Genomic DNA, 26,027 nt, shown 5'->3' with positions numbered 1-26,027 from the left:
GCCACCCTCCAGCTTGTCGGTCGAAGACCAATCCGCCAGAAGATACCTCGATCACATTGGCTCGCGCGTCCGCAAACATTCGGCACTCGCTTATGCAACAGTCGATACGCATCTTTCCATGTAGCAACTTCCAATATTCTTTCGCGTACGAAAATCAGACGTTTTGCGCAGAAATACCGATGAAATATACGAAAAGCGCAACAGAACGATGCCCTCTCGTCGTCGTTTACATTCTCTAAAATATATAACTTTAGTTTTAAGCTATCGGAGCGACGTTCCCAGGATCGTCGCCTACGCCATGACGGCGGGCCGGGCATCCGAATCTCGTATGAAATCGACATTGTTACCGCGACGCAGGCGGCTCGCACCTTTGATGCGCTGGCTGCGCTCAGGGGATACGTGTGGCGGTATGCGAATGGCGTCGCTTCCGCGTGCGGGGTGCCTATCGGGTGCTCGGGACAACGGGTCCCACATTTGAACGAGATGCGACGAACGATCCCGGCAGTCCAGACACCTGTAACAAAACCTCCCATACGACGGAGAGTGGTAATGAAGAGCATTCAGAATTTCGGGGTCGCGGTGCGTCTCGCCCTTGGCTTCAGCTTCCTGATCTTGCTGATGGCCGGCCTGAGCATCTATTCGACGGTTAAGGTCGCGGAGATCAACAGCAATCTCGAAACGATCAACGACGTCAACAGCGTCAAGCAGCGGTTCGCCATCAATTTTCGCGGCAGCGTGCACGACCGGGCGATTGCCATTCGCGATGTGACCCTGGTGACCTCTGCCGATGAGCGCAAGGCGGCCGAGGCGTTGATCGAAAAGCTCGCGGCTTCCTATGCCGAGAACGAAAAGCGCATGGCCGATATGGTCGCATCGCCGGCCGGCGCGACGGACCAGGAGAAGTCCATCCTGAAGGAGATCGCCGACATCCAGGCGAAAACCAATCCCCTGGTCGCCCAGATCATCGCGCTGCAGGAGAAGGGTGACGGCGAGGCTGCCCGCAAGATCCTGCTCGAACAGGCGCGGCCGGACTTCGTTGCCTGGCTCGGCGCGATCAACAAATTCATCGACCACCAGGAAGCACTGAACAGATCGATCGGCGGCGACGTCCGCAGCACGGCAAGCGGCTTCAAGCCGATCGTCCTGATGGCGCTGGGCATCGCGGCGCTTCTTTCCGTCCTGGCGGCGGTCATTACCGCACGCACGATCGTTGGCCCGCTGGCAAATCTGCAGCTTTCGTTGAAAGCGATGGCGGAGGGCAATCTCGATGGCGACCGTCGCCTCGAAGCGCGCGGCGACGAGATCGGCAAGCTTGCCCGCGCCGTGGCGGGATTGCGCGACGCCATTTCGGCAAAGGCGGAGCGGGAAGCCGATGCCGAAGCCAGGCGGGCCGTTGCGGAACGGCACCGGCTCGAACAGGATGCCAACGAACGCCGCACCCTTGCCGAGCAGACGGACCGGGCCGTCGGCCAGCTTGGCAGTGCATTGCAGGCGCTGGCCGATGGCGACCTCACCCAGCAGATCGGCACGCCGTTCATCCCGTCCCTGGAAAAACTCAGAGCCGACTTCAATTCCGCCGTCGAAAAGCTGCGTGCTGCCATGCAGAAGGTGGCCGAGAACGCCAGCGCGATTGCGGCTGGCGCACAGGAGATCCGCTCGGCTTCGGACGATCTCGCCAAGCGGACCGAGCAGCAGGCCGCCTCTGTCGAGGAGACCGCCGCTGCCTTGGAAGAGATCACGACCACCGTCGCCGACTCCAGCAATAGGGCTCAGGAAGCAGGCCAGCTCGTGCGTAAGACCAAGGACAATGCGGAACGCTCGGGCAGCGTCGTCCGCGACGCGGTCGATGCCATGGGCAAGATCGAGTCCTCCGCCACCGAAATCGGCAGCATCATCGGCGTCATCGACGAGATCGCCTTCCAGACCAACCTGCTGGCGCTGAATGCCGGCGTCGAGGCCGCCCGCGCCGGTGAAGCCGGCAAGGGTTTTGCCGTCGTCGCCCAGGAAGTGCGCGAACTGGCGCAGCGTTCCGCCAAGGCGGCAAAGGAAATCAAGGAGCTGATCAACGCTTCGAACGGCCATGTGAAAAACGGCGTCGCCCTGGTTGGCGAAACCGGAAAGGCCCTGCAGGAGATTGCGGTACAGGTGCAGCAGGTCGACGGCAATGTCGGCGCCATCGTCGGCGCCTCGCAGGAGCAGGCGACCGGGCTGAAAGAAATCAATACCGCCGTCAACAGGATGGATCAGGGCACGCAGCAGAACGCCGCGATGGTCGAAGAAGCGACAGCCGCCGCTCACAAGCTCGCCAAAGAAGCCGATGCGCTGTTCCAGCTCCTGGGCCAGTTCAACATTGGCGGGGTGGTGGCATCGAGGCGCATATCGCAGCCGGCTCCCGCGGCGCAGCAGGCTCAGCCCGTGGCTTCGCCGGCCCGCCAGATGGTTGCCAGAGTGAGCAAGTCGTTCAAGGGGAATGCGACCCAGGGGAACGCAGCATTGGCCGGCAATTGGGAAGAGTTTTAAACCGCACAGAGTTCTGCTGAAAAATTAAAGTAGCGAAGGGCAGCGTTTGCTGCCCTTCGTGTTTTTCTCTTACGCCCGGGCCGGGACCTTGGCCGGAAGCAGGGCGTTGACCACGACGGCAACGGCGATGTTTGCCGCGAGCGCCAGCAGTCCGGTATAGACGGTGAAGGGTTCACCACCGAGGCTGATCAGGTGCAGCGGCTTCCAGCCGGCGTCCCAGACCAGGTAGGTGCCGCCGCAGAAGCCGACGAACCAGCCGGCAAGCAGCCCGGGTGCACGGAACCAGTTGGTATAGAGGCCGAAGACCAGGGCCGGAAGCGTCTGCAGGATCCAGATGCCGCCGAGCAGCTGCAGGTCGAGGGCGAACTGGGTCGGCAGGAAGATGATGACGAGCAGCGCGCCGACCTTCACCACCAGCGACGTCACCTTCGCGACCTTGGCTTCGCCCGCATCGCTGACCTTGGGGTCGACATAGGCCTTCCAGAAATTGCGGGTGAAAAGATTGGCCGCACCGATGCTCATCACCGCCGCCGGCACCAGTGCGCCGATCGCGATCGCTGCAAAGGCGAAGCCGGAGAACCAGCCCGAAAACAAGGTCTTGAACAGGGTCGGAACGACGTCATTGGCACTGTCGAGCTTCAGGTTGGCGGCATGGCCCATATAGCCGAGCAGCGCCAGAAGGCCGAGCAGCAGGGTATAGGCGGGCAGCATGATCGCATTCTTGCGGATCGTCTTGCCGCTGTTGGAGGCAAAGATGCCGGTCAGCGTATGCGGATACATGAAGGCCGCGAGCGCCGAACCGAGAGCGAGCGTGGCATAGGCGACATACTGATTGCCGCCGAGCAGCAGGTTGCCGGAGCCCTTGGCCTGGAAGGCCGCATCGGCCGAGGCGAAGACATTGGCGTAGCCGCCGAGCTTCGACGGGATGAGTGCGACGGCTGCGATCACGACGATATAGATCATGATGTCCTTGACGAAGGCGATCAGCGCCGGGGCGCGCAGGCCCGCCGAATAGGTGTAGAGGGCCAGCACGATGAAGGCGATCGCCAGCGGCAGTTCGCCATGCAGCCCGAGCGCCTTCAGGACCGCCGTCATGCCGACGAGCTGGAGGGCGATGTAGGGCATGGTGGCGATGACGCCCGTCGCCGCGACGGCGAGTTCAAGACCGCGCGATCCATATTGGCCGTGGACGACGTCGGCGGCCGTCACATAGCCGAATTCCTTGGCGCGTTTCCACAGGACCGGCATGACCATGAAGACGAAGGGATAGACGACGATGGTATAGGGCAATGCGAAGAAGCCGTAGGCGCCGACGGTATAGACCAGCGCCGGGACGGCGATGACCGTATAGGCGGTGTAGAAATCGCCGCCGACGAGGAACCAGGTGATCCAGGTGCCGAAGTTGCGTCCGCCGAGGCCCCATTCATCGATGTGGGCGAGCGTCTCGGGCTTGCGCCAGCGGCTGGCGACGAAGCCCATGACGGTGACGAGGGCGAAAAAGAAGATGAAGACGGCAAGCGCCGTGCCGTTGATGTCAGTCGTCATGACGAACGCTCCGATAGGCGATCCAGGTCAGCGTCGCGGTGATCGGCACCCAGAGAAGTTGATACCAGTAGAAGAAGGGAAAGCCGAAAAGCGACGGCTCGCGGAGATTATAAAATGGCGGCCAGAGCAGACCTATATACGGGATGATCAGCAGCCAGAGCGCTGCCTTGCTACGTGGTTTTTCCATGTCGGAGTACCTTTCAGGCGCCGCAATCGCGGTCGCCATGTTCCAGTTGTCGGCGTGGAAGGCAGGTCTGTCAGCCGGCGGCGGCAGCAGGCCCGGTTCGGGTCGCTCGAGCTTTTCCGGCCAATCGGAAGCTGATGTAACGCATGTGAATTCCTCCCAACGGCTGGCACTTGGCAAGCCGCGAATGGAGTCCTAGGGCGTCCGTTTTATCCCCACAAGATGGGCGCAGAGCTGAAATACCGGGCTCTACCCAGAAGTGGGTAGGCGCGAATTCGCGTCGATTTTCGAGACGATGCCATGGTCGAGCGCATAGCGTATGAGGCCTGCGGTGGTGGCGATGCCAAGTTTCTTCTTGAGGTTCTTGCGATGGGTTTCCGCCGTGGCAGCGCTTATCCCGAGCATTTCGGCGATCTCGCGGTTGCTCCGGCCGGCAACGATCAGCCCGAGGATATCGCGTTCGCGCGGGGTCAAGGGATCGCTCCCCTCCTCCACCCGTTCCCCCATCAGCGCGTCGAAGACGCCGGAGGAGAAATAGGTGCCGCCAGCCGCGACGGTTTCGATCGCCGCGACGATCTCCTCTGTGGAAACGTCTTTCAGAACATAACCGGCGGCACCGCGCATGACCGAAGAGGAGATATACTCGCGACTGTCATGCATGGAGAGCATCGCGACCCGGGTCTGCGGAAGTTCGCTCCGGAACAGTTCGATCGCATCGATGCCGCTGAGCTTCGGCATGTTGATGTCCATCAGCACCACCTGCGGCTGGATCTGCCGGGCGATATCGAGCCCGGTCTGCGCCAGCCCGGCGATGCCGGCGACCTCGATATGATCGAATGTTTCGAGAACGGCTTTTAGCCCGTCCAGCACCAGCGGATGGTTGTCGATCAGGAGCACCCTTATTTTCGGGCGTTCCGTCATGCGGCTTCCGCCTGCTTACCGGCGGGCAGATTGGCCGATCTCGGCATCATGGCCGTCAGTGTCGTGCCGGCCTCGCTGCTGTTGATGAGCAGCAGGCCGCGGAAGTGAGCCATCCGCTCCTGCATGTTGCGCAGGCCGAGGCCCGAGCCGCCGGGCGCGTTATCCCTGGCGCCATCGAAGCCGGTGCCGTTGTCGGAGATGGTCATGCGGGCGCGGGCGCCGTCGCTCCAGAGCCTGACCGAGAGCTTCGAGGCACCCGAGTGCCGCTCGACATTGTTGAAGGCCTCCTGGGCGACGCGATAAAGGGCGGTGCTGGCTTCCGCCTTCAGCGTGCCGGCGAAGCCCGAGGCGTCGATCTTCATCTCGATCCCCGTCCGTTCGGCAAAGTGATGACACAGCGCCTCCAGCGCAGCCGTCAGGCCGAGATCGTCGAGCACGCGGGGGCGCAGATCATGCGAGAGCAGCCGGATTTCCTTGATCGCGCCGTTCAGCGCCTCGACGCCGCGCTCGATGGTCAGCGCCGCCTCGTCGACATTGGTCCTGACCTTGCGGCCGGCGAGATCCATCGCATAACGTACGCCGAGAAGGGTCTGGGAGATGCCGTCATGCAGCTCGCGCGCGAGCCGGGTGCGCTCTTCTTCCTGGGTGTCGATCACTCGCTGCGTCAGCTCCTTGAGCCGGCTGTCGGCCATGCGGCGCTCGTGGAAGGTCAGCAGCATGCAGGTGGTGAAAACAACGAGCACCGAAGGCACGGCGATCAGCGCGACGATCACGAAGGTTCGCCTGATATTGGCGCGCATCACCTTGTTGGCGGCCGCACTCTGGGCGAAGACGTCGTCCAGATAAACGCCGGTTCCCACCACCCAGTGCCATTTGTCGAGGCTGACGACGAAGGAGAGCTTGTCGGCGATCTGTCCGGTCGAAGGTTTCTGCCATTTGTACTGGTGCAGGCCGCCGCCGGCCTTTGCGGTGGCGATCAGTTCGGCAATGACCTTGTCGCCATCCGGGTCGGTCAGGTCGAGCCAATTTTGTCCATGCCGGAAACTCTGGCGCGGATGGACGATATTGTTGCCGTCGTAATCATAGACGAAGAAATAGCCGTCCCTGCCGTAGTCGAGCGAAGTCAGAATATCAGCCACCTGCTGCTTGGCGGCTTCGTCGTCGGCCCCGGCCTTGTCGTAGATCGTCTGGATGGCGGAGAGGGCAAGATTGGTCAGATTGAGGATCTCGGCTTCCTTGGTCTTCAGCATGTTCTGCTCGAACGTGTCGATGCTGTTCTTGGCGAGGTTTGCCGATTGCCAGGTGATGAAGGCGGTGATCGCAAGGATCGAGATGACGAGCGGGACGACCGCCAATGCGATGATCTGGTGTCGTAACGTCAAGGATCGTTCCTCCCGAAATTTGCGCCCGGAATTATGCCCTTTGCCGAAGGCGAGTCCAGCGGCTTGTCCGGAGCTATTCGAGCGGCACGAACAGGCCGAGCTTGACGTCGCGCAGCACGACATTGGTGTGCATGCGGCGGATCTGCGGATTGTCAGCCATGATCAGGGCGGCGATGTCGTCATAATGCTCGACGTCTCGGGCGGTGACGATGGCGATCAGGTCGACTGCGCCGGTGACGTAATAGACCTGCTGGATATGATCCTGTTTCTCCGCCCAGACGCGGAACTTCGCCAACGCGTCGTAATTGTCCCGCTCGATCTCCATGCCGACGATGAACACCATCGATGTTCCTGTCGCCTTCCGATCGACGACGGCGACCTCGGCCTTGATGATCCCCTCTTCGCGCAGCCGTTTCAATCGCCGCTGCACGGCCGAGACCGACAGTCCGATCCGTTCGGCGATCGTTTCGGCCTTCAGCTGGCAGTCGCGCTGAACGACATCGAGAATGTCACGGTCAAAACGATCCAGCTGTTCCATTGTCCAGTCCATTTCCAGTTTCATAGTTTCTGCCGCATTCGAAGCGCAAGGAAGATTATTTTGCACAAAATATGCAAAAGAGGTGATAATTGCGCGAAAAAACCGCGTTCTTTTATCATTATCCTTTGCAAACTCAGTTCAGCCGGACCCATGCATGTCGGATCAGCCCTTTCCTGCTCTTCGCGTCGAAGATCTCCATAAAAGCTTCGGCTCGCAACAGGTTCTCAAGGGTATCTCGACGGAGGCCTACAAGTCGGACGTGATTTCGATCATCGGCTCGTCGGGCTCCGGCAAGAGCACCTTCCTTCGATGCATCAATTTCCTGGAGACGCCGGATCGCGGCCGCGTTGCCGTCAACGGCGAGGAGATCGTGCTGAAAGTCGATCGCGGCGGGCGGCTAAAGCCGCAGAGCTGGCGGCAGATCGAGCGGCTGCGGACCGGGCTCGGCATGGTCTTTCAGAGTTTCAATCTCTGGGCTCATCGCACCGTGCTGGAAAATGTCATCGAGGCGCCGGTGCATGTCATGGGCATGTCAAAGCGCGAGGCGATCGAAAAGGCGGAAGCCCTGCTCCACAAGGTCGGGCTGTTCGACAAGCGCGACGCCTATCCCGCCTTTCTCTCCGGCGGTCAGCAGCAGCGGGCAGCGATTGCGCGGGCGCTCTGCGTCGATCCCGCCGTCATGCTGTTTGACGAGCCGACATCGGCGCTCGATCCGGAACTGGTCGGCGAGGTGTTGAAGGTCATCCGCGATCTCGCGGAAGAAGGCCGGACCATGCTGATCGTCACGCATGAAATGCGCTTCGCCCGGGATGTTTCGAGCCGCGTCCTCTTCCTGCATCAGGGACGGATCGAGGAAGAAGGGCCGCCGGAACAGGTTTTCGGGGCGCCGGTCAGCGCCCGCTGCCGGGAGTTCACCCGTCTCGGCGCCCATTGATCCACACCAGCCATCATCAACAACACACGAACCAGGAGAATTCTGCGAATGAAACTGCTCCCCACGCTTTTTGCCGGCGCGGCACTTGCGCTTTCCGCCGTCACCGCGCAGGCCGAAGTCCGCTTCGGCGTCATGAACGAATCCTATCCGCCCTTCTTCGCCAAGGACGCCTCGGGGGAGTGGCACGGATGGGAAATCGACCTGATGAACGCCGTCTGCGCAGAGATGAAGGAGAAATGCTCGATCGTCGACATTTCCTGGGATGGTCTCATTCCGGCTCTTGAGAGCAGGAAGTTCGACGTGATCTGGTCGTCGATGTCGAACACGGCGGAACGTTCGAAGGTGATCGACTTCACCGACAAGTACTACAACACGCCGAGCACCCTGATCGGTCCCAAGGACCAGAAGCCGGGCGCCACTGCCGACGACGTAAAGGGCAAGACGATCGGCATCCAGGTGTCGACGATCCAGTCTGAATATTACAAGAAATACTTTGCCGAGGCTGCCGACGAAAAGACCTACCAGACGCTCGACGAGGCGTTCCAGGATCTCGCCTCCGGCCGCATCGACTACGTCTTCGGCGATTCGCTGGCGCTCGACGCTTTCCTGAAAAGCGACGGCGGCAAGGATTGCTGCGCCAAGATGGGTGATGTCGCGGACGACAAGGAGATTCTCGGAGCCGGCGTTTCCGGCGGTCTGCGCAAGGAAGATACGGAGCTGAAAGCCAAGCTCAATGCGGCAATCGCTGCAGTTCGCACCAACGGCCAGTATGACGCCATCACCAAAAAATACTTCGACTTCGACATCTACGGCGCGAAGTAAGCAGCCCAAGAGATGGCGACCGCGCAACAAGGCATTCTGGACCTGCTGTCTCCCTATCCTCCGGGATGGGGCGGTGTTCTTTTGGCAGGTGCGGTTTCCACGGTCGCCATCTCAGCCTGCGCCTTCGCGGTCGGCCTGCTGCTCGGCACAGGCGGCGCGCTTGGAAAGCTTTCGGACAATCGCGCGCTCCGCCTCTTGCTGGATCTATACACCACGGTCATTCGTGCCGTTCCCGAGCTGATCCTGATCGTCGGGCTCTATTATGCCGGCACCGACGGCCTCAACCGGCTGCTGGCGGCATTGGAGCTGCCGCCGGTCAATGTGAACGGCTTCCTCGCGGCCGTCGCCGTGCTCGGCTTCGTGCAGGGCGCCTATATGACGGAGGTGCTGCGCGGCGCGATCCTCGCCATTCCCACCGGTCAGATCGAAGCGGCCAAGGCCTTCGGCATGGGGCCGATGCTGCGGTTCCGCCGCGTCCTGCTGCCGGCGCTCTTGCCGAACGCGCTGCCGGGTCTTGCCAATCTGTGGATGTCGGTCACCAAGGACAGCGCGCTGGTCGCGGTTGTTGGATACCAGGAACTGGCGCTCGCCACCCGCCTCGCTGGGGCAAGCACCAAGCATTACTTCGTGTTCTTCCTCGCCTCGGCCTTTCTCTATCTCGCGATCACGCTCGTTTCCAACCTCGCTTTCAAGCTGATCGAGGGGCGGGTGCGGCGGGGACAGCCACGCCTTGCCTGAAGAAAGCCGCGCCAAATGAGTTTCACCTGGATCTCTTCCTACTGGCCGCTTCTTCTGACCGGCGCCTGGCAGACGGTGTCGCTGCTGGTCATCTCAGTGGTCTTCGGTTTCATCATCGCCATCGGCCTCGCCTTCGCGCAGGTCAGCGGCGGCAGGCTGGCGCGGCTCGCCGCCCGCGGCTATTGCACCTTCTTCCGCGGCACGCCGCTGCTGATCCAGCTGTGGCTTCTCTATTACGGCGTCGGCTCGCTGCTGCCGATGGTTCCCGGCATCCGCCAGAGCCTGTTCTGGCCGATCCTGCGCGAGGGCTTCTTCTTCGCCGCGGTCAGCTTCACGCTGAACTATGCGGCTTACGAGGCGGAGGTTTTGCGCGGCGCGCTGCTTGCCGTTCCCAAGGGCGAGCTCGAAGCCGGCCGGGCCTTCGGCATGTCGCCCTGGAAGCTGACCCGCCGTATCTGGCTGCCGCGCGCCATCCGCATCGCGCTGCCGACGATAGCCGGAGAGATCGTCATGCAGCTCAAGGCGACGCCGCTCGCCTTTACGGTGACGGTGATGGATCTCTATGCCGTGGCCAACAAGGTTCGCCAGGACACGCTGCTGGTCTATGAGCCGCTGCTTGTCGTCACCCTTTTCTATCTCGCCCTGACCGCAGTCATCGCCCGCGTCTTTCGAGGTCTCGAAGCGCAAGCGCCGGTCCGACGTTAAGCGGACGGACGTTTCTCACTTTGTTTTTAAAGCCCGCCGCCGGTAACGGCGCGACAGCCCGAATGGAGATCTCTTCATGAGCACCACACGAATTCTCGACGGCGGCATGAGCCGCGAATTGCTGCGGCTCGGCGCCGAATTGAAGCAGCCGGAATGGTCGGCGCTGGCGCTGATCAATTCGCCGGATATCGTCCGCGACGTGCATAAGGAATTCATCGCCGCCGGCTCCGAGATCATCACGACGAACAGCTATGCGCTGGTGCCCTTCCATATCGGCGAAGACCGGTTCCAGACGGAGGGGGCGGCGCTGATCCGTCTCGCCGGCCGCTTGGCGCGCGAGGCGGCCGATGCCGTCATCGACCGCAAGGTGCTGGTTGCCGGTTCGCTGCCGCCGATCTTCGGTTCCTACGAACCGCAGAATTTTCAGCCTGAGCGGGTGCAGGATTATCTCAAGGTGCTGGTCGAAAACCTCGACCCCTTCGTCGACATATGGCTCGGCGAGACGTTGAGTCTCATCGCCGAGGGCAAGGCCGTCCGCGAGGCGGTGTCGGCATCAGGCAAACCCTTCTGGATTTCCTTCACGCTGGCCGATGATGAAGCGGACATCGAAAGCGGCGAGCCGAAGCTCCGCTCCTGTGAAAGCGTCGAGGAGGCGGCCTCCTGGGCGGTTTCTTCAGGTGCCGAAGCCTTCCTGTTCAATTGCAGCAAGCCCGAAGTCATGCGAGGCGCAGTCGAGACGGCGGCGCGCGTGTTCCGCAAGGCGAACGCCCGGATCGAAATCGGCGTCTATGCCAACGCCTTCGAAGGCGAACAGGGCGCATCGGCCGCCAATGAAGGCCTGCACGATACCCGCGACGATCTGGACGATGATGCCTATTCGCGTTTTGCCTGCTCCTGGGCCGAAGCCGGAGCGACGATCATTGGCGGCTGCTGCGGCATCGGCGCCGCCCATATCCATCGTCTCGGAAAAACACTTTCACGGTAAGCCGCGGCGTGGCTTTGTTCACTCCCCTTTCGGCGCCGTCTTCTGGAGCTCGAGCAGAAGCTCGATCAACTTCGGCGCCATCACCCTGATTTCCGAAAGGTGGACGGCGCTCAACCGCGTCAGAAGCTCGTCGGCCTTCTCGGTCAGGAAGAGCGTCTGACGACGCCTGTCGGTCGGGTCGGCATGGCGTTCAACCAGTCCGGCATCCGACAGCCGCCCGACGAGCTCGGTCGCCGTATGCGGCGCGATGATCAACCGCTCGGCCAGCATGCCGATGGTCATCGCTTCGCCGCGTTGTCCCTTGATCGCCAGCAGCGCCTGGTGCTGCTGCACGGGCAGTCCTTCCGACTGGGCGGCTGAGGCGCTGAAGTCCATGAACTGACGAAGCGCGAACCTGAGGTCGGCGAGCGCCTCGTAATCTTCCTGTCTGAGCGGCGGCGGGGGTTTCCTCACACTCATTCTCCTCTGCCGCTTTTGTGAAGCGACCCTGCTCGGCTGCCGTGCCTCGGTGTCGGGGCAACGCGCGACACCGGCTTCTGTGCGCGAATTCTTTTGCCGATCTCGAATAGATGGGCAGCCGCCGGCCGGTCAAGTGAGGCATCGTCGGAGACATTTTCGTCTTCTCGCTTTTGTCCGTTGATTTATATCGTATCACGATATATTGACCCCACTCAAGCAGACCCTTATCCGCAGCAGAGGCTTCCATGGCGCAGCATCATCCCAGCAACCGGCCGCATGATTTCACCGGCGGTCTTTCCCGGCGCGAGGCCGGCGATTTCACCACCGACAGGCGGGTCCTCCTGCTGGTCGGGATGTCCATCGTCGTCGGCAGTGCCGGCGCCTTTGCGGCCTGGTGCCTCGTCAGTCTGATCGCGCTTGTGACCAATGTCATCTGGTTCGGGCAGATCGGCATTCAGCCCGCTTCTCTCGCCGCCGTGCCGCGCTCGCTGTGGGTGGTGCTGGTGCCGCCGCTCGGCGGGCTTGTCATCGGCTTGATGGCCCGCTTTGGGTCCGAGAAGATCCGCGGCCACGGCATTCCCGAGGCGATCGAAGCCATCCTGATCGGCGGCAGCCGGATGTCGCCGAAGGTCGCGGTCCTGAAGCCGCTGTCCTCCGCGATCTCGATCGGAACGGGCGGCCCGTTCGGCGCCGAAGGGCCGATCATCATGACCGGCGGGGCGATCGGCTCGCTCTTCGCCCAGTTCTTTCACATGAGTGCCGCCGAGCGAAAGACGCTGCTCGTCGCGGGTGCGGCCGCCGGCATGACGGCGATCTTCGGCTCGCCGATCGCCGCGGTCATGCTGGCGGTCGAACTGCTGCTGTTCGAATGGAAGCCGCGCAGCTTCATTCCCGTCGCGGTCGCCGCCTGCGTGTCGATCTGCTGGCGTCCGCTGCTCTTCGGCACCGGTCCGCTATTCCCGACCCATTTCCAGATGACCTTGCCCTGGTGGGGAATTTTCGCCTGCGCGGCGATGGGGATCATGTCAGGCCTGCAATCCGGCTTGCTGACGACGCTGCTCTACAAGATCGAGGACCTGTTTGAAGCCTTGCCGATCCACTGGATGTGGTGGCCCGCGCTCGGCGGCCTCGTCATCGGTCTCGGTGGCCTGATCGAACCGAGGGCCATGGGCGTCGGCTACGACATCATTGACGGGCTGCTTAACAACCGGCTGCTTGCGCCGGCCGTGCTGTCGATCCTGCTGGTGAAGACGATTATCTGGCTGTTTGCCCTATCGTCCGGCACTTCGGGCGGCGTGCTCGCGCCGCTCCTGATTTTCGGCGGCGCTCTCGGATGGCTGGTCGGGCTGATCATGCCTGGCAACGATCCCGGCTTCTGGGCGTTGCTCGGAATGGCGGCGATGATGGGCGGAACCATGCGCGCACCGCTCACCGGCACCTTCTTTGCGATGGAGATTACCGGCGACGTCAGCACGCTGGTTCCCCTGCTCGCCGCAACGGTTGTGGCCTATGCCGTCACGGTCCTTCTCTTGCGCCGCTCGATCCTCACCGAAAAAATCGCACGCCGTGGACAGCACATCACCCGCGAATACGGCGTCGATCCGTTCGAGCTCTCCCGGGCAAGGGAGATCATGATCAGCGACGTCGACACGCTTCCCGTTACCATGACGGTCGGGGAAGCATGCGATTTCTTCGCCTCACGGCCGAAGACCCATCGGATCTATCCGGTGGTCGATGCGGCAGGCAAGTTGACTGGCATCGTATCGAGGGCCGATATTCTGCTCTGGCAGGGAAAACCGGACATTGCCACCCAAACGCTTGCAGACAATGTAACGGACGCTTCGGTTCCTGTGGGACACCCCGATGATACCGTCGCCTTTATCGCCGATCTGATGCTGTCGACGGACAATGGCCGCATACCGATCGTCGAACCGGTGTCGGGGCGGCTGTGCGGCTTGATCGCGCGCAAGGATCTGCTGCGGCTGCGCAGTTCACTGAGGTCCGCAGAACTGGACCGTCGGCCTTACCTCGCTGCAGGGCCCAGGAGCAGGTTGCAGTAGCGCGCGCCGGTTTCTCGGTATCGCTGCCGCAGCTGCCGCGCGTCGCATGATCAGGTCCCATGCGGCGCGCGTTTGCGTCTGCCGCCTTCAATGCAGCCCGAACAGGTTCAGCAGCTGTTCGCGATAGCGGACGAATTCCGGCGCGCTGCGGTCGCGCGGGCGCGGCAGATCGATGTCGATCAGGCGCGGCTCGGCGCCCTTTTCCCGCGGCAGGATCAGGATCCGGTCAGCGAGATAGATCGCCTCCTCGAGATCGTGTGTGACGAGAATGGTCGTCACATCCTCGTCGCGCCAGATCCGCGCGAGCTCCTGCTGCATGCCAATCTTGGTCATCGCGTCGAGCGCGCCGAGCGGTTCGTCGAGCAGCAGGATTTCCGGTTGAACGGCAAGCGCTCGGGCGATGCCGACGCGCTGCGCCATGCCGCCGGACAGCTGCCGGGGATAGGCCGCCTCGAATTGCTGCAGGCCGACGAGCTTGACGTAGTGACGAGCCCGCGCCCTCGCCTGCTCGCGGGTGAGACCTCTCGTTTCCAACCCGAAGGCGACGTTGCCAAGGACATCAAGCCAGGGAAGAAGGCGCGGCTCCTGGAAGATGACGGCGCGTTCGGCGCCGACGCCTCTTATTGCCTTGCCGTCGACCAGGACCTCTCCGGTATCGGAATCCTCAAGTCCGGCGAGAACCCTGAGCAGGGTCGTCTTGCCCGAACCGCTGGCGCCGACGATGGCGAGGCTTTCGCCGGAGCGGATGTGAAGGTTGATATCTTTCAGAACCTGCAGATGGCTGCCGTTCAGCTTGTAGGATTTGGAGAGGTGACGGATCGTCACCTCTCCGCGGCGAATGTCTTGGGCGAGGCTCATTGCGGTTCCTCAGTTGCTTGCCGGCTTGGCATCGGCCGTATAGATGATGTTCTTGGCAACCAGCTGGCCCTGCTTCAGCTTGCCTTCACGAACCAGGACGTCGATCCAGAACTGGATGTCGCGCTCGACCGGCAGGCCGCCGGCGCGCACGCCGTAGCCGCGGAAAAACTGCGCAATATCAGGGTTCTCGCCGCGTTCGCTGAGCGCCTTGGCCAGAATTTTCTTAGTTTCCTCGGGATGTTCGCGGGCATAGTCGAGTGCGCGGGCCGATTGCTCGACGAAGATCTTCGCAGCCTCGGGATGCTGCTGAATGAAATCGCGGCGCAGGACCACGAAGCCGCCGGCGATGTCGCCAAGCACGTCGGTATCATCGAAGACCGCACGCAGGCCCCCGTTCTTCAGCGCCGCACCCTCAAAGGTCGTCTGCCAATAGCCGAAGGCGGCGATATCGACCTGCTTGGAACGCAGCACCTGCTCGAGCTGCGGCCCGGGAACGACGACCTGGTTGGCGGAGTCGCTCGGCAGGCCGACGGAATGCAGGGCTTCGCGGATGGTGTAATCGAGATGGGCGCCGAGCGTGTTGACGGCGATGCTTTTGCCGGCAATGTCCTTGATGCTTTTGATCGGGCTGTCTTCCAGGACATAGAAGGTCGACTGCACCTCGTCATTGATGCCGTTCGACGGATAGGCGGCGACGAAATCATTGCCGCCGATGATCGAATTCAAGACGGCGGAGGTGGCGGCGCTGCCGATCTCCACGTCCCCGGATGCCAGAGCGATGAGAGAGGCCGGGCCGCCCTGGGCGTAGCCGACATTCTCAAACGTGATGCCGGTGTCCTTGAAATAACCGAGCGCTTCGGCAAGTTCATGGGCGGCAAGACCGCCCTGGCTCGCGAGATAGCGCAGTTTCACTGCGTCGGCGGCGGCGGCCGGTGTGGCAAGACCGAGAGCGATCACGGCCGGCAGGAGAAGGTTGCGGGGATGGAAGGTCATGGAAAGTCCTTTCGGAAGAAAATAGGAGGAAGCAGTCAGGCGTTCGGCTGCGACCAGCGGCAGAGGCGGCGCTGCAGGAGAACGAGCAGCCCATTCGCGGCCAGGCCAAGGAAGGCGAGCAGCAGGATCGCCGCAAACATCAGCGGGATCTGGAAATTGTACTGGGCGTTCATCACCTGGAAGCCGATGCCCTTGTTGGCGCCGATCATCTCGGCGGCGATCAGCAGCAGAAGCGCCGTCGTCGCCGAAAGGCGCAGGCCTACGAAGATCGCAGGCACCGAGGCCGGCAGGATGACGCGGCGGAAGATGGTCAGCGGCCCGGCGCCATAGGTCCGCGCCATCTCGATAAGCTTCCTGTCCACCTCCTTGACGCCGCCGATCGTGGCGAGCAGCACCGGAAACAGCGTCGCCCAGAAGATCACGAAGATCTTGGATGTTTCGCCGAGGCCGAGCAGCAGGATGAAGACTGGATAGAGCGCCAGCGCCGAGGTCTGGCGGAAGAGCTGCAGGATCGGATCGAGCGCTTGCTCGACGGCCCGAAACTGGCCCATGAACAGGCCGAGCGGAATGCCGACCACGACGGCGAAGGCGAAGGCGGTGCCGGACCGCTGCAGGCTGATGACAATATCATCGAGCAGCGCGCCATTGGCGAGGTTGGTCCAGAGAGCCGACAGGATCACGTTCAAAGGCGGGAAGATGGCGGGATTGATCCAGCCCCTGGTGCTCGACACCTGCCAGAGTGCGAGGAAGGCGATCAGCAGACCGTAGCGCGGCAGAAGGGATGCGAGCACACTGCGCACATGCGACGCGAAAGTGGGCGTATTGCTTTCGCCGCTCTTCAGGCGGCTGAAGCTTCTCGGGAGGGTCTGGTTGATTTCATAGACCATGGGTCGCTCCTCACTCTGCTGCCTGGAGAGCCGCACGTTCGGCAGCCCATCGATTGACCGGGAAAGGCAGGCCGAGATTTTCCCGCAGCGTCCTGCCCTCATAGGCCGTGCGGAACAGGCCGCGGCGCTGCAGTTCCGGGATGACCAGATCGACGAAGTCGTCGAGGGCCGTCGGCAGCCAGGGCGGCAGAATGTTGAAGCCGTCGGCAGCTTCGTTCTCGAACCATTGCTGCAGCGTGTCGGCGATCTGTTCGGCCGTGCCGACGATGGTATAGTGACCGCGGGCCGACGCGATCCACTGATAGAGCTGGCGGATGGTGAAATTGTTTTCGTCGGCGATCTGGCGGATGAGAGCCTGGCGGCTCTTCATGCCTTCGGTCGGCGGCGCCGGCGGCAGTGGCCCGTCGAGATCGTAGCCGTGCAGGTCGAGCGTGCCGCCGGTCAGGCCGTTGAGGAGACCGATCCCATCTTCTTCGACGATGAGTGACGTCAGACGGTCGTACTTCTCCCGCGCCTCCGCTTCGGTTCTGCCGACGAAGGCGGAAATGCCGGGCATGACCAGGATGTGATCGGGGTTGCGGCCGAGGCCGCGGGCGCGTGCCTTGATATCCCGGTAGAATTCCTGGGCGGTTTCGATGTGCTGGTGGGCGGTGAAGATCACCTCGGCCGTTGCTGCAGCAAGCCCGCGCCCGTCTTCGGACTGCCCGGCCTGCACGATGACCGGATGGCCCTGCGGCGAGCGCGACACGTTGAGCGGGCCGCGCACGCTGAAATGTTCGCCGCGATGGTCGGTGTCGTGCAGCTTCGCGGGGTCGAAGAACACGCCGGTCTCCTTGTCGCGGATGAAGGCGTCGTCCTCGAAGCTTTCCCAGAGTTTGCGGACGACGTCGACGTGCTCGGCGGCACGGCGATAGCGCTCTGCATGCGGAAGCTGGGTATCGCGATTGAAATTCTGCGCCGTGAGGTCGCCTGTCGTAGTGACGACGTTCCAGCCAGCGCGCCCATCCGAGATCAGGTCGAGGGAAGCGAACTTGCGGGCGGTGGTGTAAGGTTCCTCGTAGGTGGTCGACGACGTTGCGATGAAGCCGAGATGCGTGGTCAGGGGCGCGAGCGCGGAGAACAATGTGACGGGCTCGAAGCCTGCGACGCGGGCATTGCCGCCTTCACGCGCGCCGCCGAAACCGACTGCCAGGCCGTCGGCCAGGAAATAGGCATCGAAGAGGCCGCGTTCGGCTGTCAAAGCAAGCTTTTTGTGAAATTCGAAACTGGTGGCGCCATCGGCCGGCTGGTCGGGGTGGCGCCAGGATGCAACATGCTGCCCGCCACCAGGAAGAAATGCCCCAAGCCTGATTTTCCGTGTCATTTTCGTCCTCTCCGTTTGCCGCCAGCGGCTCCGCCATTCCGGGGCCGAGGTCAGTTTGGCTGTCAGGACTTAGGGTACGTTCTCCATAGATTTTATAGAGAAACTTAATTTCTAAATTTTGAGTGAGGAGTGAATAGTTTTGCGGGATCGGGGGAAATGTGGAAATCGGAGATCGGCGTCCGCTGCAAGATGGCGTCTTGCGCCCGGTCGCTAAGTAGCCATGTCAGGCGGGTGCAGCAGCGTTTAGCGGTGTCGCTGAAGGCCTGCGGAGGCACCGGCGCGCCGACAGATATGCCTGCTTATAACAAGGCGTCAGCCCCGTCTTGGCCGGGCCGGGCCATGCTCCAGGCCGGCGGCCGCCTTCTTCAGGCAGTCGAGGTAGCGGTCCCGGTTGGCAATGCCGTCGTCGCGCGGCGTGACGAGGCAGAGCGTTGCGGCAGCATGGCCTTCCTCGCCGCGCACCGGCACGGCAAAACAATGGGTGAAGCTGTCGACGATACTGTTGAAGGTAAAGAGACCTTCACGCTCGGCCTGGCGCACCTCGGCGATGAAGGTCTGGGGCTCGAGCCATTCGCCGCCCGGCAGGCGGAAATCCTGCGGCGGAATGAAATTCAGGATGTCCTGATCCGACAGATGCGCGACGAGCAGACGGCCTGACGCGGTCCACGGGATCGGCACCGACTGTCCGACATCCGTCGAGATGCGGAACGGCCGCGCGCCCTCGCGCATGCGCACGACCGTATATCTGTTGCCATCCAGCATGCAGAATTGCGCCGTCTCCCGTGTCTCGTCGGCAAGCCGTTCCAGCGTCGCCTCGCATTCGCGGGTGAAATCGAAATGGTTTTCGTAAGCGGCGCCGAGAAAATAAAGCTTGCGGCCGAGATAGACGCGCCCCTCGCCGCCGGTGAATTCGAGAATGCCATTGCTCAGCAGCAGGTTGACGAGTTCGTAGACCGATGAGCGCGGCGCACCGATCTGCGCGGCGATTTCATTCGGCTTCAAGGCCTGCCGTTTCTGGCGCAGGAAGTCGAGGATCTCGAAGGCACGGTCGAGCCCTCGGGCGCGCTTGCCGGCTGCTTCGTCCTGAACTGCATCCATCACTGTCAATCCGTTCTTCTTAGGCCCTGTTCTTGTCGGGCTCTGTTCTTGTCCGGCCAAGCTTTTCAAACCGTCTGCAGCGTCTGTCAATCGATCCCGTCATGCTTCGCAAATGAAATTTTCCCACCCCTCTTGCGGGGTAAAAAAATCGGCATAAGATCGGCTCGTCCGGTATAAAGATCATATGTACAATATAGCGGACAAAAACAAATGGCAAGCCGCCAGCGCTGCCGCAAAAGGGGATCGACATGAAGAATTTTGAAGAAAGCATTTCCGTTTCACTGCGTCGCCGTCTTCTCGCCGGCGCTGCGGCCGCAGCCACCCTGCTTGCCTTTTCGGCCGGCACGGCCTCGGCCGCCGCCAATTGCATCAAGGGAGACAGGAAGGCGCCCTATACGATCGGCTGGGCGAACATCTATTCGGTGCCGACCTGGATGAAGCAGACCGAAGGCACCATCAAGGCCGAGGTAGATGAGTTGAAGAAAGCAGGCCTGGTGAAGGACCTGATGATTACCGACGCGCAGGGCAACGCCCAGACGCAGATCCAGCATATTCAGTCGATGATCGACGCCAATGTCGACGCCATCGTTGTCATCGCCGGCTCCTCCAACGCGCTCGACCGCGTCATATCCGATGCCTGCGACAAGGGCATCGCCGTCGTCAACTTCGACAGCCTTGTGAACACCGACAAGGTGACGGCCAAGATCAACACCGATTCCAACGAATGGGGCGCCACCGCCGCGAAATGGATGGTCAGCCAGCTCGGCGGCAAGGGCAAGATCATCATCATGAACGGCCCGGCCGGCATTTCGGTCAGCGATGATCGCCGCAAGGGCGCCCAGCCGGTCCTCGACGCCAATCCGGGTCTGCAGGTGATTACCGAGACCAATACCGAATATAACGTCGCGCCCGCACAGGAAGCGATGACCAGCCTGCTGTTCGCCAATCCCGAGATCGACGGTGTGCTGTCGCTCGGCGGGGCGCTGTCGGCCGGTTCCGTCCTCGCCTTCGAGCGCCAGGGCCGCGACCAGGTGCCGACGACGGGCGAGAATGCCCGGCAGTTCCTGGAACTGTGGAAGGAGAAGGGCTTGAAGGGCTGGGCGACGATGCAGCCGAACTGGCTCGGTGCACTTTCCGTATACACCGCCGTGCAGGCGCTGCAAGGCAAGGATGTCCCCGCCTTCGTCAAGGTGCCGCTGCCCGTCATCGACGATAGCACGATCGGCAGCTACCTCGCCCGGGCCGACAAGTTCCCGGCTGACGGTTATATCTACTCGGATTACGACAAGGCGCTCTTCGACAAGCTGCTTGCCACCAAGTAATCCGGATTGAGGAATGCCGTCATGACGGAAGAAACGCCCCTGCTGGAAGCCCGGCAGGTGTTCAAGGGATTTTTCGGCAATCCCGTTCTGAAGGGCGTCGACATCGCCCTTCTGCCGGGCAGGGTGCATGCCCTGCTCGGCGAAAACGGCGCCGGCAAGTCGACGTTGATCAATCTCCTGTCCGGCGCTCTCCAGCCGGACAGCGGATCCATCGTCATCGACGGCAGGTCTGTCGGGCGTTTCAGCCCGGCGGCGGCGCGCGCCGCCGGCATCGCCGTGGTTCAACAGGAGCTGAGCCTGACGGCCAGCCTGTCGATTGCCGAAAACATCGGGACCGGCGCCTTTCCGCGCCGGTTCGGTCTCATCGACTATCGAGCGCTGCATCGCGGCGTAAGAGAGGTCTGCGACATGGTCGGACTGACCGAACAGCTCGACATGCCGGTCGCCGATCTCGCGCTGGGCCGCCGTCAGATGGTCGAGATCGCCAAGGCGCTGTTCCGCAAGCCGCGCGTGCTCATTTTGGACGAACCGACCTCGTCGCTCTCCGCCCATGAAGCCGGCATCCTTGCCCGGCTGATCGAGACTCTGAGAGAGCGCGGCACGGCGCTTCTTTATATCTCCCACCGCCTCAACGAGGTGCAGGCGCTCTGCTCGCATGTCTCCGTGTTGAAGGATGGCGTCGTCACGGCGGATCAGTCGCTGTCCGGCATCGACGGCGAGGGTCTGGTGCGCCTGATGGTCGGCCGCGAGACCGGTGACCTGTTCCCGCCGCGCCCGGCCGCGGCACCCGGTGCGATGTGCATCAGCGTCGAAGGTTTTTCGGCCGGCATGGTGCGTGACGTCGCTTTCTCCGCCCGCGCCGGCGAGATCGTCGGCATTGGCGGGCTGGTGGGACAGGGGCAGGAAGATCTGCTGCTCGGCCTCTACGGCGCGATTCCCGCGTCTGCCACCCGGGCGGAAGTATCAGGCAAACCCGGCCTGCCCGCAAATGTCGGTGCGGCGAATGCAGCGGGCATCGTCTATGTGCCTGCCGACCGCAAACATGAGGGGCTGGTGTTGCCGCATTCCATTGCCGCCAATCTCATCCTGCCCTCGCTCGGACGGCTCGCCCGCAAGGGGCTGCGCGACCTGACGGCGGAAAGTGGACTGGTGGCCGATCTCGCCCGGCGGCTGACCATCAAGGGCGATACGGCCCGCCCGGTGCAGGCGCTTTCCGGCGGCAACCAGCAGAAGGTGGCGCTTGCCAAATGGCTGCCGCTCGATCCCTCCGTTCTGCTGCTCAACGATCCGACGCGCGGCGTCGACATCGAGACCAAGCGGGAAATCTATCTGATGCTGCGCGGCTTCGCCGCCGAAGGACGGCTCGTCATTCTCGTCAGTTCCGATACGCCGGAGCTCGTGCATCTCTGCGACCGCGTCGTGGTTCTGCGCGAGGGGCGCGTCGCGGCAACACTGTCGCAGCATGCGATCAGCGAAGGCGCGATCGTCGGCGCGGCCATGGGTATTGCGGCCACGACGCAGGGAGAGGCGGCATGAGCACGATTTCGTCATCCCGGCTCTACGGTTCGATTCAGCTGCGCCGCAACCGCGGCCTCGCCGGCCTCTATCTCGTCGTCGCTGGTTTCCTCATCCTCTATGCGCTGCTCTTTCCCGGCATCCTGACCATCGGCGGCTTTTCCAAGTTCACGCAGAACTGGTTCCCGCTCGCGCTCGTCACCATGGCGCAGGCGCTGCTGATGCTGAATGGCGGCATCACCTTGGCGATCGGCCCGCTGGTCAGCCTCGGCGCGGTGATCGCGGCGACGACGATGCAAGGGGCGCTCGGCGTGCCCGCCGGCATTCTGGCGGTCGCACTCGCCGGCCTTTCGATCGGCGCCGTCATCGGCGCGATCGTCACATATCTGAGGCTTCCTGCGATCATCGTCACGCTCGCCGGCTCCTTCATCATCAGCGGCGTCGCTCTGATCCTGCTGCCGCGGCCGGGCGGGTTCATTCCCGATTGGCTGTCGACGGCGCTTGCCGGCCACACGCCCGTCGCCTTCCTGCTGCTGGTCGCGATCCTCATGCTCTGGAAGGTCTTTCTCGCAACGCCGCTCGGCCTTGGCATCTATGCGGCCGGCGACAACCCGCTCGGCGCATTCCGTTCCGGCGTCCCGGTTGAACGGGTGAAGGTCGCAGCCTTCGCGCTCTCCGGTCTGCTTGCGGCACTGACCGGCCTTTTCGTCGCGGCGCAGACCGGCTCGGGCGATCCGGTCATCGGCACGCCCTTCACGCTGAACTCGATCGCCGCCGCCGTTCTCGGCGGCGTCGGCTTCCTCGGCGGCAAAGGCACGATGCGCGGCGCGATCTGCGGCAGCCTGCTGCTCTCGGTGATGATCAACGTGATGTTCTTCCTCGGCTTCCCGCCGGTTGCGCAATATGTCGCGCAAGGATTGATCATCGTAGGGGCGGTCGCCGTTCCGGAACTTCTCGGCGTATGGAGGGCAAGGCGATGAACATCGTCAGATCCGCGTTTCGCAATCCGCCGCTGCTGACCTTCCTGCTGGTCGCGCTCGTCTGGATCGTCGCAAGCTTCACCTTGCGCGGTTTCGGCGCCTATGGCCATCTGCGCTACCTCCTCGAACTCGCCGCGGTGATCGGCATCGTCGCGGCCGGGCAGACGCTCGTCATCCTGATGGGCGGCATCGATCTTTCGGTCGGCGCTGTTATCACAGTCACGGCGATCCTGCTGCCGCTGATCTCGCCCGCCTGGGATCCGACCGGCCTTGCCGGCATCGCGGCGGCCCTTGCCATTGCCACCGGCATCGGTTTGATGAACGGTGCGGGCGCTGCCTATCTTCGCGTGCCGCCGATTATCATGACGCTTGCCATGGCGACCTTCCTGCAGGGCCTGCTCGTCATCGTCGCCGGCGGCAGCGCCGTCACCGTCAGCAATCCGGCCGTCATTCTGCTCGGCCAGGCGAGGCCGCTTGGCATTCCCTCGGGCATCATTCTGTGGCTCGCCGTCTCAATCGTCGTCTTGCTGCTCGTCCACCGCATGCCGATCGGCGCGCGTTTCCTCGCACTCGGGGCAAACCCACTCGCCGCCCGGCTTTCCGGCGTCAGCGTCAACCGCAATACGCCGATCGTCCATACTCTGTCCGGCTCCTTCGCCGGGCTTGCGGGCATTCTCGTGCTGGGGATGAACCGGCAAGGCTATGTCGGCATAGGTGACCCCTATCTGCTGACCTCGATTGCCGCCGTCGTGCTCGGCGGCACCTCCATCCTCGGCGGCCGCGGCACCTATGCCGGCACCATTCCGGGAGCGATCCTGCTCGTCACCACGACGGCGCTGATCACCGTCGTCAACGCCTCACCCGGCTGGCGCTCGATCATGTTCGGCACGCTGATCCTCGCCCTGCTGCTGGTGTCCGGCCGCGAGGCGCGCCGATGACGAAGCGCTATGACGGGCCGGTGATCGACCCGCACCACCATCTCTGGGACCTCAGCCTGCAGCGCCATCCCTGGCTTGAGAAGGCGCGGTTTTCCGGCGAGGAGATGGCCGTCGGAAACCTCGGACCGATCCTGCACGATTACGGCATCGACGATTATCGCGCCGATGCTGCCCAACAGAACGTCGTTGCGACGGTGCATGTGGAGGCCGGCTGGTCGGTTGCCTACCCGCTGGAAGAGAGCCGATGGCTGGATGGCCTCGACCGCAGCTCCGGCGTGGCGCGCCGTTATGTCGCGCGCGTTCCTCTCGACGGCCCGGACGCCGCGCGCCTGCTCGAAGCGGAGGCGCAAAACCCCAACGTCGTCGGCGTCCGCGATATTCTGAGCTGGCATCCCGATGCGGCGAAGCGTTTTGCGCCTCGTCCGGATCGCATGACCGATCCCGCCTGGCGGGCGGGGCTTGCTCATGCCACGCGGCTCGGACTGGTCTTCGACCTGATGCTCTACCCCTGGCAGATGGCCGAGGCGCTCGATCTCGTGCAGGCCTTTCCCGAAATGCTTTTCGTGCTCAACCACGGCGGCAGCCCCGTCGACCGGACGGAGGACGGCATGGCGCTCTGGCGCCGCGGCCTGCGATCACTCGGCAAAGAGCCGAACCTGCGCCTGAAGATCTCCGACCTCGTCGCCTATGACCATGCGTGGACGCTCGAAAGCCTACGGCCGGTGATCGAGCATTGCCTCGCTTGTTTCGGCCCTGAACGTGCGATGTTTGCGAGCGACTTCCCGGTCGCCGGCCTGCATGCTTCTTTCGACGAGGTTTATCAGGTGTTCCGCACGGTCGCCGCCGAGCTCTCTTACGACGAGCAGCGCGCTTTGTTCTTTGCCACCGCCAACGATACTTATCGCCTTGGTTTGGCCGATCCGGCCGAGATCGGGAGAGATTCCCATGTCTGATCTTCGTGCCGCAAACGAAAACATGCTGATCGACGAGCGGACGCGCGGCTTTCCACCAGGCCATCCGCCGCTTTCGCCTCCTGCCATGGGGCAGCAGGGGTGGAAACCCTATGACGGCAAGATGGCGCTGCCGCTGATCTCGCTCGACCGGCAGGCCTTCGCCGGGAATGTCGAACTGATGATGGCCTATGTGAAAAGCAATGGTGCCGAGATTGCCCCGCACGCCAAAACGCCGATGTCGACGGCGCTGGCGGACATGCTTCGTTCGGCCGGCGCCTGGGGAACGACCGTCGCCGATATCCGCCAAGCCGCCGTGCTGCTGAAGGCCGGACAGCGCCGGCTGATCCTCGCCAACGAGATCGGCGGGGCCGCGGCCGCCTGCCGGCTTGCGGCCCTGCTCGGCCATTATCCCGATGCGGAGCTCCATGTCTTCGTGGATTCGACGGCACTGATCGAGGCTCTTGCCTCCGCCTGGCTGGAACGCACGGATCTGCCGCCTCTCGGCCTGATGGTGGAATTCGGCGCCGGCCGCGCTGGTCTCCGCAGCGCCGATGCCGCCGCCGCGATCCTCGATACGATCCTGGCCGCGGAGACGCCGGCCTTCCGGCTGAGCGGCATCGCCGCCTATGAGGGTGCGGCCGCGACCGCCGATCCGGAAGAAACGATGCATCGTATCGACGCGCTGATGGCGATGACGGCCGATTTCCTGCCGAGGATCCGCGCCCGCATCGGCAGCGAACGGCCGCTCCTCGTCACATCAGGCGGTTCGGTGTTTTTCGACATCGTGGTGGCACGGCTTGCAGCCGCCGTCGCCGCCGACCCAGTCTGCCGGCTCGTGCTGCGCAGCGGCGCTATTTTCTTTCACGATCATGGCATCTATGAACGTGGCCTTGCCGGTCTCGATGCGCGCGGCGGCTTTCGCATCGGCGGCGAAATCGTCTCCGCGGCGGCAGGTTTCCGTCCGGCGCTCAGAGTCTGGGCGGAGGTCCTGTCGCGGCCGGAGCCAGGGCTTGCGATTGCAGGCATGGGCATGCGGGACGTGGCGATGGACCAAGGCCTGCCGCGGCCCTTGACACTCTATCGCAATGGCGCGTATCTCGCCGATCTCGAAGGCGCGAGAGTTTTCCGCCTCAATGATCAGCACGCCTTCATGGCGCTTGCCGATGACAGCGACGTTGCCGTGGGCGATGTCATCGAGTTCGGCATCTCGCATCCCTGCACCTGCCTTGACCGGCATGCGATCCTTTATGGCCTCGATCCGGATCATTCGGTGACGGCAGCCTATCTGACCAGCTTCGGCTGAATTCTCCCTGTAAAACCAAGAAAA

The 26,027-nt window shown here is 63.0% G+C and carries 24 protein-coding genes; 13 read left to right on the top strand and 11 right to left on the bottom strand.

Annotated features, from left to right (window positions below):
* The first annotated feature begins 549 nt into the window (after nt 1–549).
* Complete coding sequence (locus PYR71_RS05910; RefSeq protein WP_275618596.1) at nt 550–2,520, top strand: HAMP domain-containing methyl-accepting chemotaxis protein; 1,971 nt, start codon at nt 550–552, stop codon at nt 2,518–2,520.
* Between the two features lie 69 nt (nt 2,521–2,589).
* Here the strand turns inward: PYR71_RS05910 and mctP are convergent, their stop codons facing one another.
* The 5 genes from mctP to PYR71_RS05885 all read right to left on the bottom strand — a co-directional run bounded on the left by mctP (nt 2,590) and on the right by PYR71_RS05885 (nt 7,090).
* Nucleotides 2,590–4,065 (bottom strand): monocarboxylate uptake permease MctP, encoded by a 1,476-nt coding sequence (gene mctP / locus PYR71_RS05905; protein ID WP_275618595.1) that lies wholly within the window; start codon nt 4,063–4,065, stop codon nt 2,590–2,592.
* The gene (locus PYR71_RS05900; RefSeq protein WP_007539443.1) at nt 4,055–4,252 is read right to left on the bottom strand and encodes a DUF3311 domain-containing protein; all 198 of its coding nucleotides are present in this window, start codon (nt 4,250–4,252) and stop codon (nt 4,055–4,057) included. The genes mctP and PYR71_RS05900 overlap by 11 nt, the downstream gene beginning before the upstream one ends.
* Nucleotides 4,253–4,498: 246 nt before the next feature.
* Nucleotides 4,499–5,170 (bottom strand): two-component system response regulator MctR, encoded by a 672-nt coding sequence (gene mctR, locus PYR71_RS05895; protein WP_275618594.1) that lies wholly within the window; start codon nt 5,168–5,170, stop codon nt 4,499–4,501.
* Nucleotides 5,167–6,552 (bottom strand): two-component system sensor histidine kinase MctS, encoded by a 1,386-nt coding sequence (gene mctS, locus PYR71_RS05890; RefSeq protein ID WP_275618593.1) that lies wholly within the window; start codon nt 6,550–6,552, stop codon nt 5,167–5,169. The genes mctR and mctS overlap by 4 nt, the downstream gene beginning before the upstream one ends.
* Before the next feature lie 73 nt (nt 6,553–6,625).
* Nucleotides 6,626–7,090 (bottom strand): Lrp/AsnC family transcriptional regulator, encoded by a 465-nt coding sequence (locus tag PYR71_RS05885; protein WP_275619051.1) that lies wholly within the window; start codon nt 7,088–7,090, stop codon nt 6,626–6,628.
* 154 nt (nt 7,091–7,244) lie between these two features.
* On the opposite strand from PYR71_RS05885, the gene PYR71_RS05880 reads away from it, so the two are divergent.
* The 5 genes from PYR71_RS05880 (at nt 7,245) to PYR71_RS05860 (ending at nt 11,274) form a co-directional block, all read left to right on the top strand.
* Nucleotides 7,245–8,024, top strand: coding sequence for an ABC transporter ATP-binding protein (locus tag PYR71_RS05880; RefSeq protein WP_275618592.1), 780 nt, complete (start codon nt 7,245–7,247; stop codon nt 8,022–8,024).
* Between the two features lie 48 nt (nt 8,025–8,072).
* On the top strand, nt 8,073–8,846 hold the full coding sequence (locus PYR71_RS05875; protein WP_275618591.1) for a transporter substrate-binding domain-containing protein: 774 nt from the start codon (nt 8,073–8,075) through the stop codon (nt 8,844–8,846).
* Nucleotides 8,847–8,858: 12 nt separating this feature from the next.
* On the top strand, nt 8,859–9,584 hold the full coding sequence (locus PYR71_RS05870; protein WP_275618590.1) for an ABC transporter permease: 726 nt from the start codon (nt 8,859–8,861) through the stop codon (nt 9,582–9,584).
* Between the two features lie 15 nt (nt 9,585–9,599).
* The gene (locus PYR71_RS05865; protein WP_183918417.1) at nt 9,600–10,289 is read left to right on the top strand and encodes an ABC transporter permease; all 690 of its coding nucleotides are present in this window, start codon (nt 9,600–9,602) and stop codon (nt 10,287–10,289) included.
* A gap of 76 nt (nt 10,290–10,365) precedes the next feature.
* The gene (locus tag PYR71_RS05860; protein ID WP_275618589.1) at nt 10,366–11,274 is read left to right on the top strand and encodes a homocysteine S-methyltransferase family protein; all 909 of its coding nucleotides are present in this window, start codon (nt 10,366–10,368) and stop codon (nt 11,272–11,274) included.
* An 18-nt stretch (nt 11,275–11,292) separates the two neighbouring features.
* On the opposite strand, the gene PYR71_RS05855 is transcribed toward PYR71_RS05860, so the two are convergent.
* Nucleotides 11,293–11,727 (bottom strand): MarR family winged helix-turn-helix transcriptional regulator, encoded by a 435-nt coding sequence (locus tag PYR71_RS05855; RefSeq protein WP_183918419.1) that lies wholly within the window; start codon nt 11,725–11,727, stop codon nt 11,293–11,295.
* A gap of 251 nt (nt 11,728–11,978) precedes the next feature.
* On the opposite strand from PYR71_RS05855, the gene PYR71_RS05850 reads away from it, so the two are divergent.
* Nucleotides 11,979–13,793 carry a chloride channel protein gene (locus PYR71_RS05850; RefSeq protein ID WP_275618588.1) on the top strand — a complete coding sequence of 605 codons (1,815 nt, stop codon included), beginning with the start codon at nt 11,979–11,981 and terminating at the stop codon, nt 13,791–13,793.
* Nucleotides 13,794–13,880: 87 nt separating this feature from the next.
* On the opposite strand, the gene PYR71_RS05845 is transcribed toward PYR71_RS05850, so the two are convergent.
* From PYR71_RS05845 to PYR71_RS05825, 5 genes are all read right to left on the bottom strand, one after another.
* Nucleotides 13,881–14,651 carry an ABC transporter ATP-binding protein gene (locus PYR71_RS05845; RefSeq protein ID WP_183918421.1) on the bottom strand — a complete coding sequence of 257 codons (771 nt, stop codon included), beginning with the start codon at nt 14,649–14,651 and terminating at the stop codon, nt 13,881–13,883.
* Between the two features lie 9 nt (nt 14,652–14,660).
* Nucleotides 14,661–15,644 (bottom strand): ABC transporter substrate-binding protein, encoded by a 984-nt coding sequence (locus PYR71_RS05840; RefSeq protein WP_275618587.1) that lies wholly within the window; start codon nt 15,642–15,644, stop codon nt 14,661–14,663.
* 35 nt (nt 15,645–15,679) lie between these two features.
* Nucleotides 15,680–16,531, bottom strand: coding sequence for an ABC transporter permease (locus PYR71_RS05835; protein WP_275618586.1), 852 nt, complete (start codon nt 16,529–16,531; stop codon nt 15,680–15,682).
* 10 nt (nt 16,532–16,541) lie between these two features.
* Nucleotides 16,542–17,894: an LLM class flavin-dependent oxidoreductase gene (locus PYR71_RS05830; protein ID WP_275618585.1), complete on the bottom strand. Its 1,353-nt coding sequence runs from the start codon at nt 17,892–17,894 to the stop codon at nt 16,542–16,544.
* A 312-nt stretch (nt 17,895–18,206) separates the two neighbouring features.
* Complete coding sequence (locus tag PYR71_RS05825; protein ID WP_275618584.1) at nt 18,207–18,992, bottom strand: IclR family transcriptional regulator; 786 nt, start codon at nt 18,990–18,992, stop codon at nt 18,207–18,209.
* A gap of 248 nt (nt 18,993–19,240) precedes the next feature.
* On the opposite strand from PYR71_RS05825, the gene PYR71_RS05820 reads away from it, so the two are divergent.
* The 6 genes from PYR71_RS05820 to PYR71_RS05795 are packed head-to-tail and all read left to right on the top strand — an operon-like array spanning nt 19,241 to nt 26,003.
* On the top strand, nt 19,241–20,314 hold the full coding sequence (locus PYR71_RS05820; protein ID WP_183918426.1) for an ABC transporter substrate-binding protein: 1,074 nt from the start codon (nt 19,241–19,243) through the stop codon (nt 20,312–20,314).
* 21 nt (nt 20,315–20,335) lie between these two features.
* Nucleotides 20,336–21,850, top strand: a complete 1,515-nt coding sequence (locus PYR71_RS05815) for a sugar ABC transporter ATP-binding protein (protein ID WP_275618583.1) — start codon at nt 20,336–20,338, stop codon at nt 21,848–21,850.
* Nucleotides 21,847–22,809 (top strand): ABC transporter permease, encoded by a 963-nt coding sequence (locus PYR71_RS05810; protein WP_275618582.1) that lies wholly within the window; start codon nt 21,847–21,849, stop codon nt 22,807–22,809. The genes PYR71_RS05815 and PYR71_RS05810 overlap by 4 nt, the downstream gene beginning before the upstream one ends.
* On the top strand, nt 22,806–23,747 hold the full coding sequence (locus tag PYR71_RS05805) for an ABC transporter permease (RefSeq protein ID WP_275618581.1): 942 nt from the start codon (nt 22,806–22,808) through the stop codon (nt 23,745–23,747). The genes PYR71_RS05810 and PYR71_RS05805 overlap by 4 nt, the downstream gene beginning before the upstream one ends.
* Nucleotides 23,744–24,700 (top strand): amidohydrolase family protein, encoded by a 957-nt coding sequence (locus PYR71_RS05800; RefSeq protein ID WP_275618580.1) that lies wholly within the window; start codon nt 23,744–23,746, stop codon nt 24,698–24,700. The genes PYR71_RS05805 and PYR71_RS05800 overlap by 4 nt, the downstream gene beginning before the upstream one ends.
* Nucleotides 24,693–26,003: an alanine racemase gene (locus PYR71_RS05795; protein ID WP_275618579.1), complete on the top strand. Its 1,311-nt coding sequence runs from the start codon at nt 24,693–24,695 to the stop codon at nt 26,001–26,003. The genes PYR71_RS05800 and PYR71_RS05795 overlap by 8 nt, the downstream gene beginning before the upstream one ends.
* Nucleotides 26,004–26,027 lie beyond the last annotated feature (24 nt).

The sequence above is a fragment of the Rhizobium mulingense genome (assembly GCF_029194105.1).
Lineage (GTDB): Bacteria > Pseudomonadota > Alphaproteobacteria > Rhizobiales > Rhizobiaceae > Rhizobium > Rhizobium mulingense.
The sequence above is the reverse complement of the archived record's forward strand: the minus strand, read 5'-3'. Positions and strand labels throughout refer to the sequence as shown.

What these genes read in the sequence shown, in the direction of transcription:
- PYR71_RS05815 (WP_275618583.1), top strand. Translation starts at nt 20,336, where the DNA reads ATGACGGAAGAAACGCCCCTGCTGGAAGCCCGGCAGGTGTTCAAGGGA.
- PYR71_RS05830 (WP_275618585.1), bottom strand. Translation starts at nt 17,894, where the DNA reads ATGACACGGAAAATCAGGCTTGGGGCATTTCTTCCTGGTGGCGGGCAG.
- mctR (WP_275618594.1), bottom strand. Translation starts at nt 5,170, where the DNA reads ATGACGGAACGCCCGAAAATAAGGGTGCTCCTGATCGACAACCATCCG.
- mctP (WP_275618595.1), bottom strand. Translation starts at nt 4,065, where the DNA reads ATGACGACTGACATCAACGGCACGGCGCTTGCCGTCTTCATCTTCTTT.
- PYR71_RS05825 (WP_275618584.1), bottom strand. Translation starts at nt 18,992, where the DNA reads ATGGATGCAGTTCAGGACGAAGCAGCCGGCAAGCGCGCCCGAGGGCTC.
- PYR71_RS05820 (WP_183918426.1), top strand. Translation starts at nt 19,241, where the DNA reads ATGAAGAATTTTGAAGAAAGCATTTCCGTTTCACTGCGTCGCCGTCTT.
- PYR71_RS05840 (WP_275618587.1), bottom strand. Translation starts at nt 15,644, where the DNA reads ATGACCTTCCATCCCCGCAACCTTCTCCTGCCGGCCGTGATCGCTCTC.
- PYR71_RS05870 (WP_275618590.1), top strand. Translation starts at nt 8,859, where the DNA reads ATGGCGACCGCGCAACAAGGCATTCTGGACCTGCTGTCTCCCTATCCT.
- PYR71_RS05845 (WP_183918421.1), bottom strand. Translation starts at nt 14,651, where the DNA reads ATGAGCCTCGCCCAAGACATTCGCCGCGGAGAGGTGACGATCCGTCAC.
- PYR71_RS05880 (WP_275618592.1), top strand. Translation starts at nt 7,245, where the DNA reads ATGTCGGATCAGCCCTTTCCTGCTCTTCGCGTCGAAGATCTCCATAAA.
- PYR71_RS05800 (WP_275618580.1), top strand. Translation starts at nt 23,744, where the DNA reads ATGACGAAGCGCTATGACGGGCCGGTGATCGACCCGCACCACCATCTC.
- PYR71_RS05865 (WP_183918417.1), top strand. Translation starts at nt 9,600, where the DNA reads ATGAGTTTCACCTGGATCTCTTCCTACTGGCCGCTTCTTCTGACCGGC.
- PYR71_RS05835 (WP_275618586.1), bottom strand. Translation starts at nt 16,531, where the DNA reads ATGGTCTATGAAATCAACCAGACCCTCCCGAGAAGCTTCAGCCGCCTG.
- PYR71_RS05885 (WP_275619051.1), bottom strand. Translation starts at nt 7,090, where the DNA reads ATGGAACAGCTGGATCGTTTTGACCGTGACATTCTCGATGTCGTTCAG.
- PYR71_RS05810 (WP_275618582.1), top strand. Translation starts at nt 21,847, where the DNA reads ATGAGCACGATTTCGTCATCCCGGCTCTACGGTTCGATTCAGCTGCGC.
- PYR71_RS05850 (WP_275618588.1), top strand. Translation starts at nt 11,979, where the DNA reads ATGGCGCAGCATCATCCCAGCAACCGGCCGCATGATTTCACCGGCGGT.
- PYR71_RS05875 (WP_275618591.1), top strand. Translation starts at nt 8,073, where the DNA reads ATGAAACTGCTCCCCACGCTTTTTGCCGGCGCGGCACTTGCGCTTTCC.
- PYR71_RS05860 (WP_275618589.1), top strand. Translation starts at nt 10,366, where the DNA reads ATGAGCACCACACGAATTCTCGACGGCGGCATGAGCCGCGAATTGCTG.
- PYR71_RS05805 (WP_275618581.1), top strand. Translation starts at nt 22,806, where the DNA reads ATGAACATCGTCAGATCCGCGTTTCGCAATCCGCCGCTGCTGACCTTC.
- PYR71_RS05900 (WP_007539443.1), bottom strand. Translation starts at nt 4,252, where the DNA reads ATGGAAAAACCACGTAGCAAGGCAGCGCTCTGGCTGCTGATCATCCCG.
- PYR71_RS05795 (WP_275618579.1), top strand. Translation starts at nt 24,693, where the DNA reads ATGTCTGATCTTCGTGCCGCAAACGAAAACATGCTGATCGACGAGCGG.
- PYR71_RS05910 (WP_275618596.1), top strand. Translation starts at nt 550, where the DNA reads ATGAAGAGCATTCAGAATTTCGGGGTCGCGGTGCGTCTCGCCCTTGGC.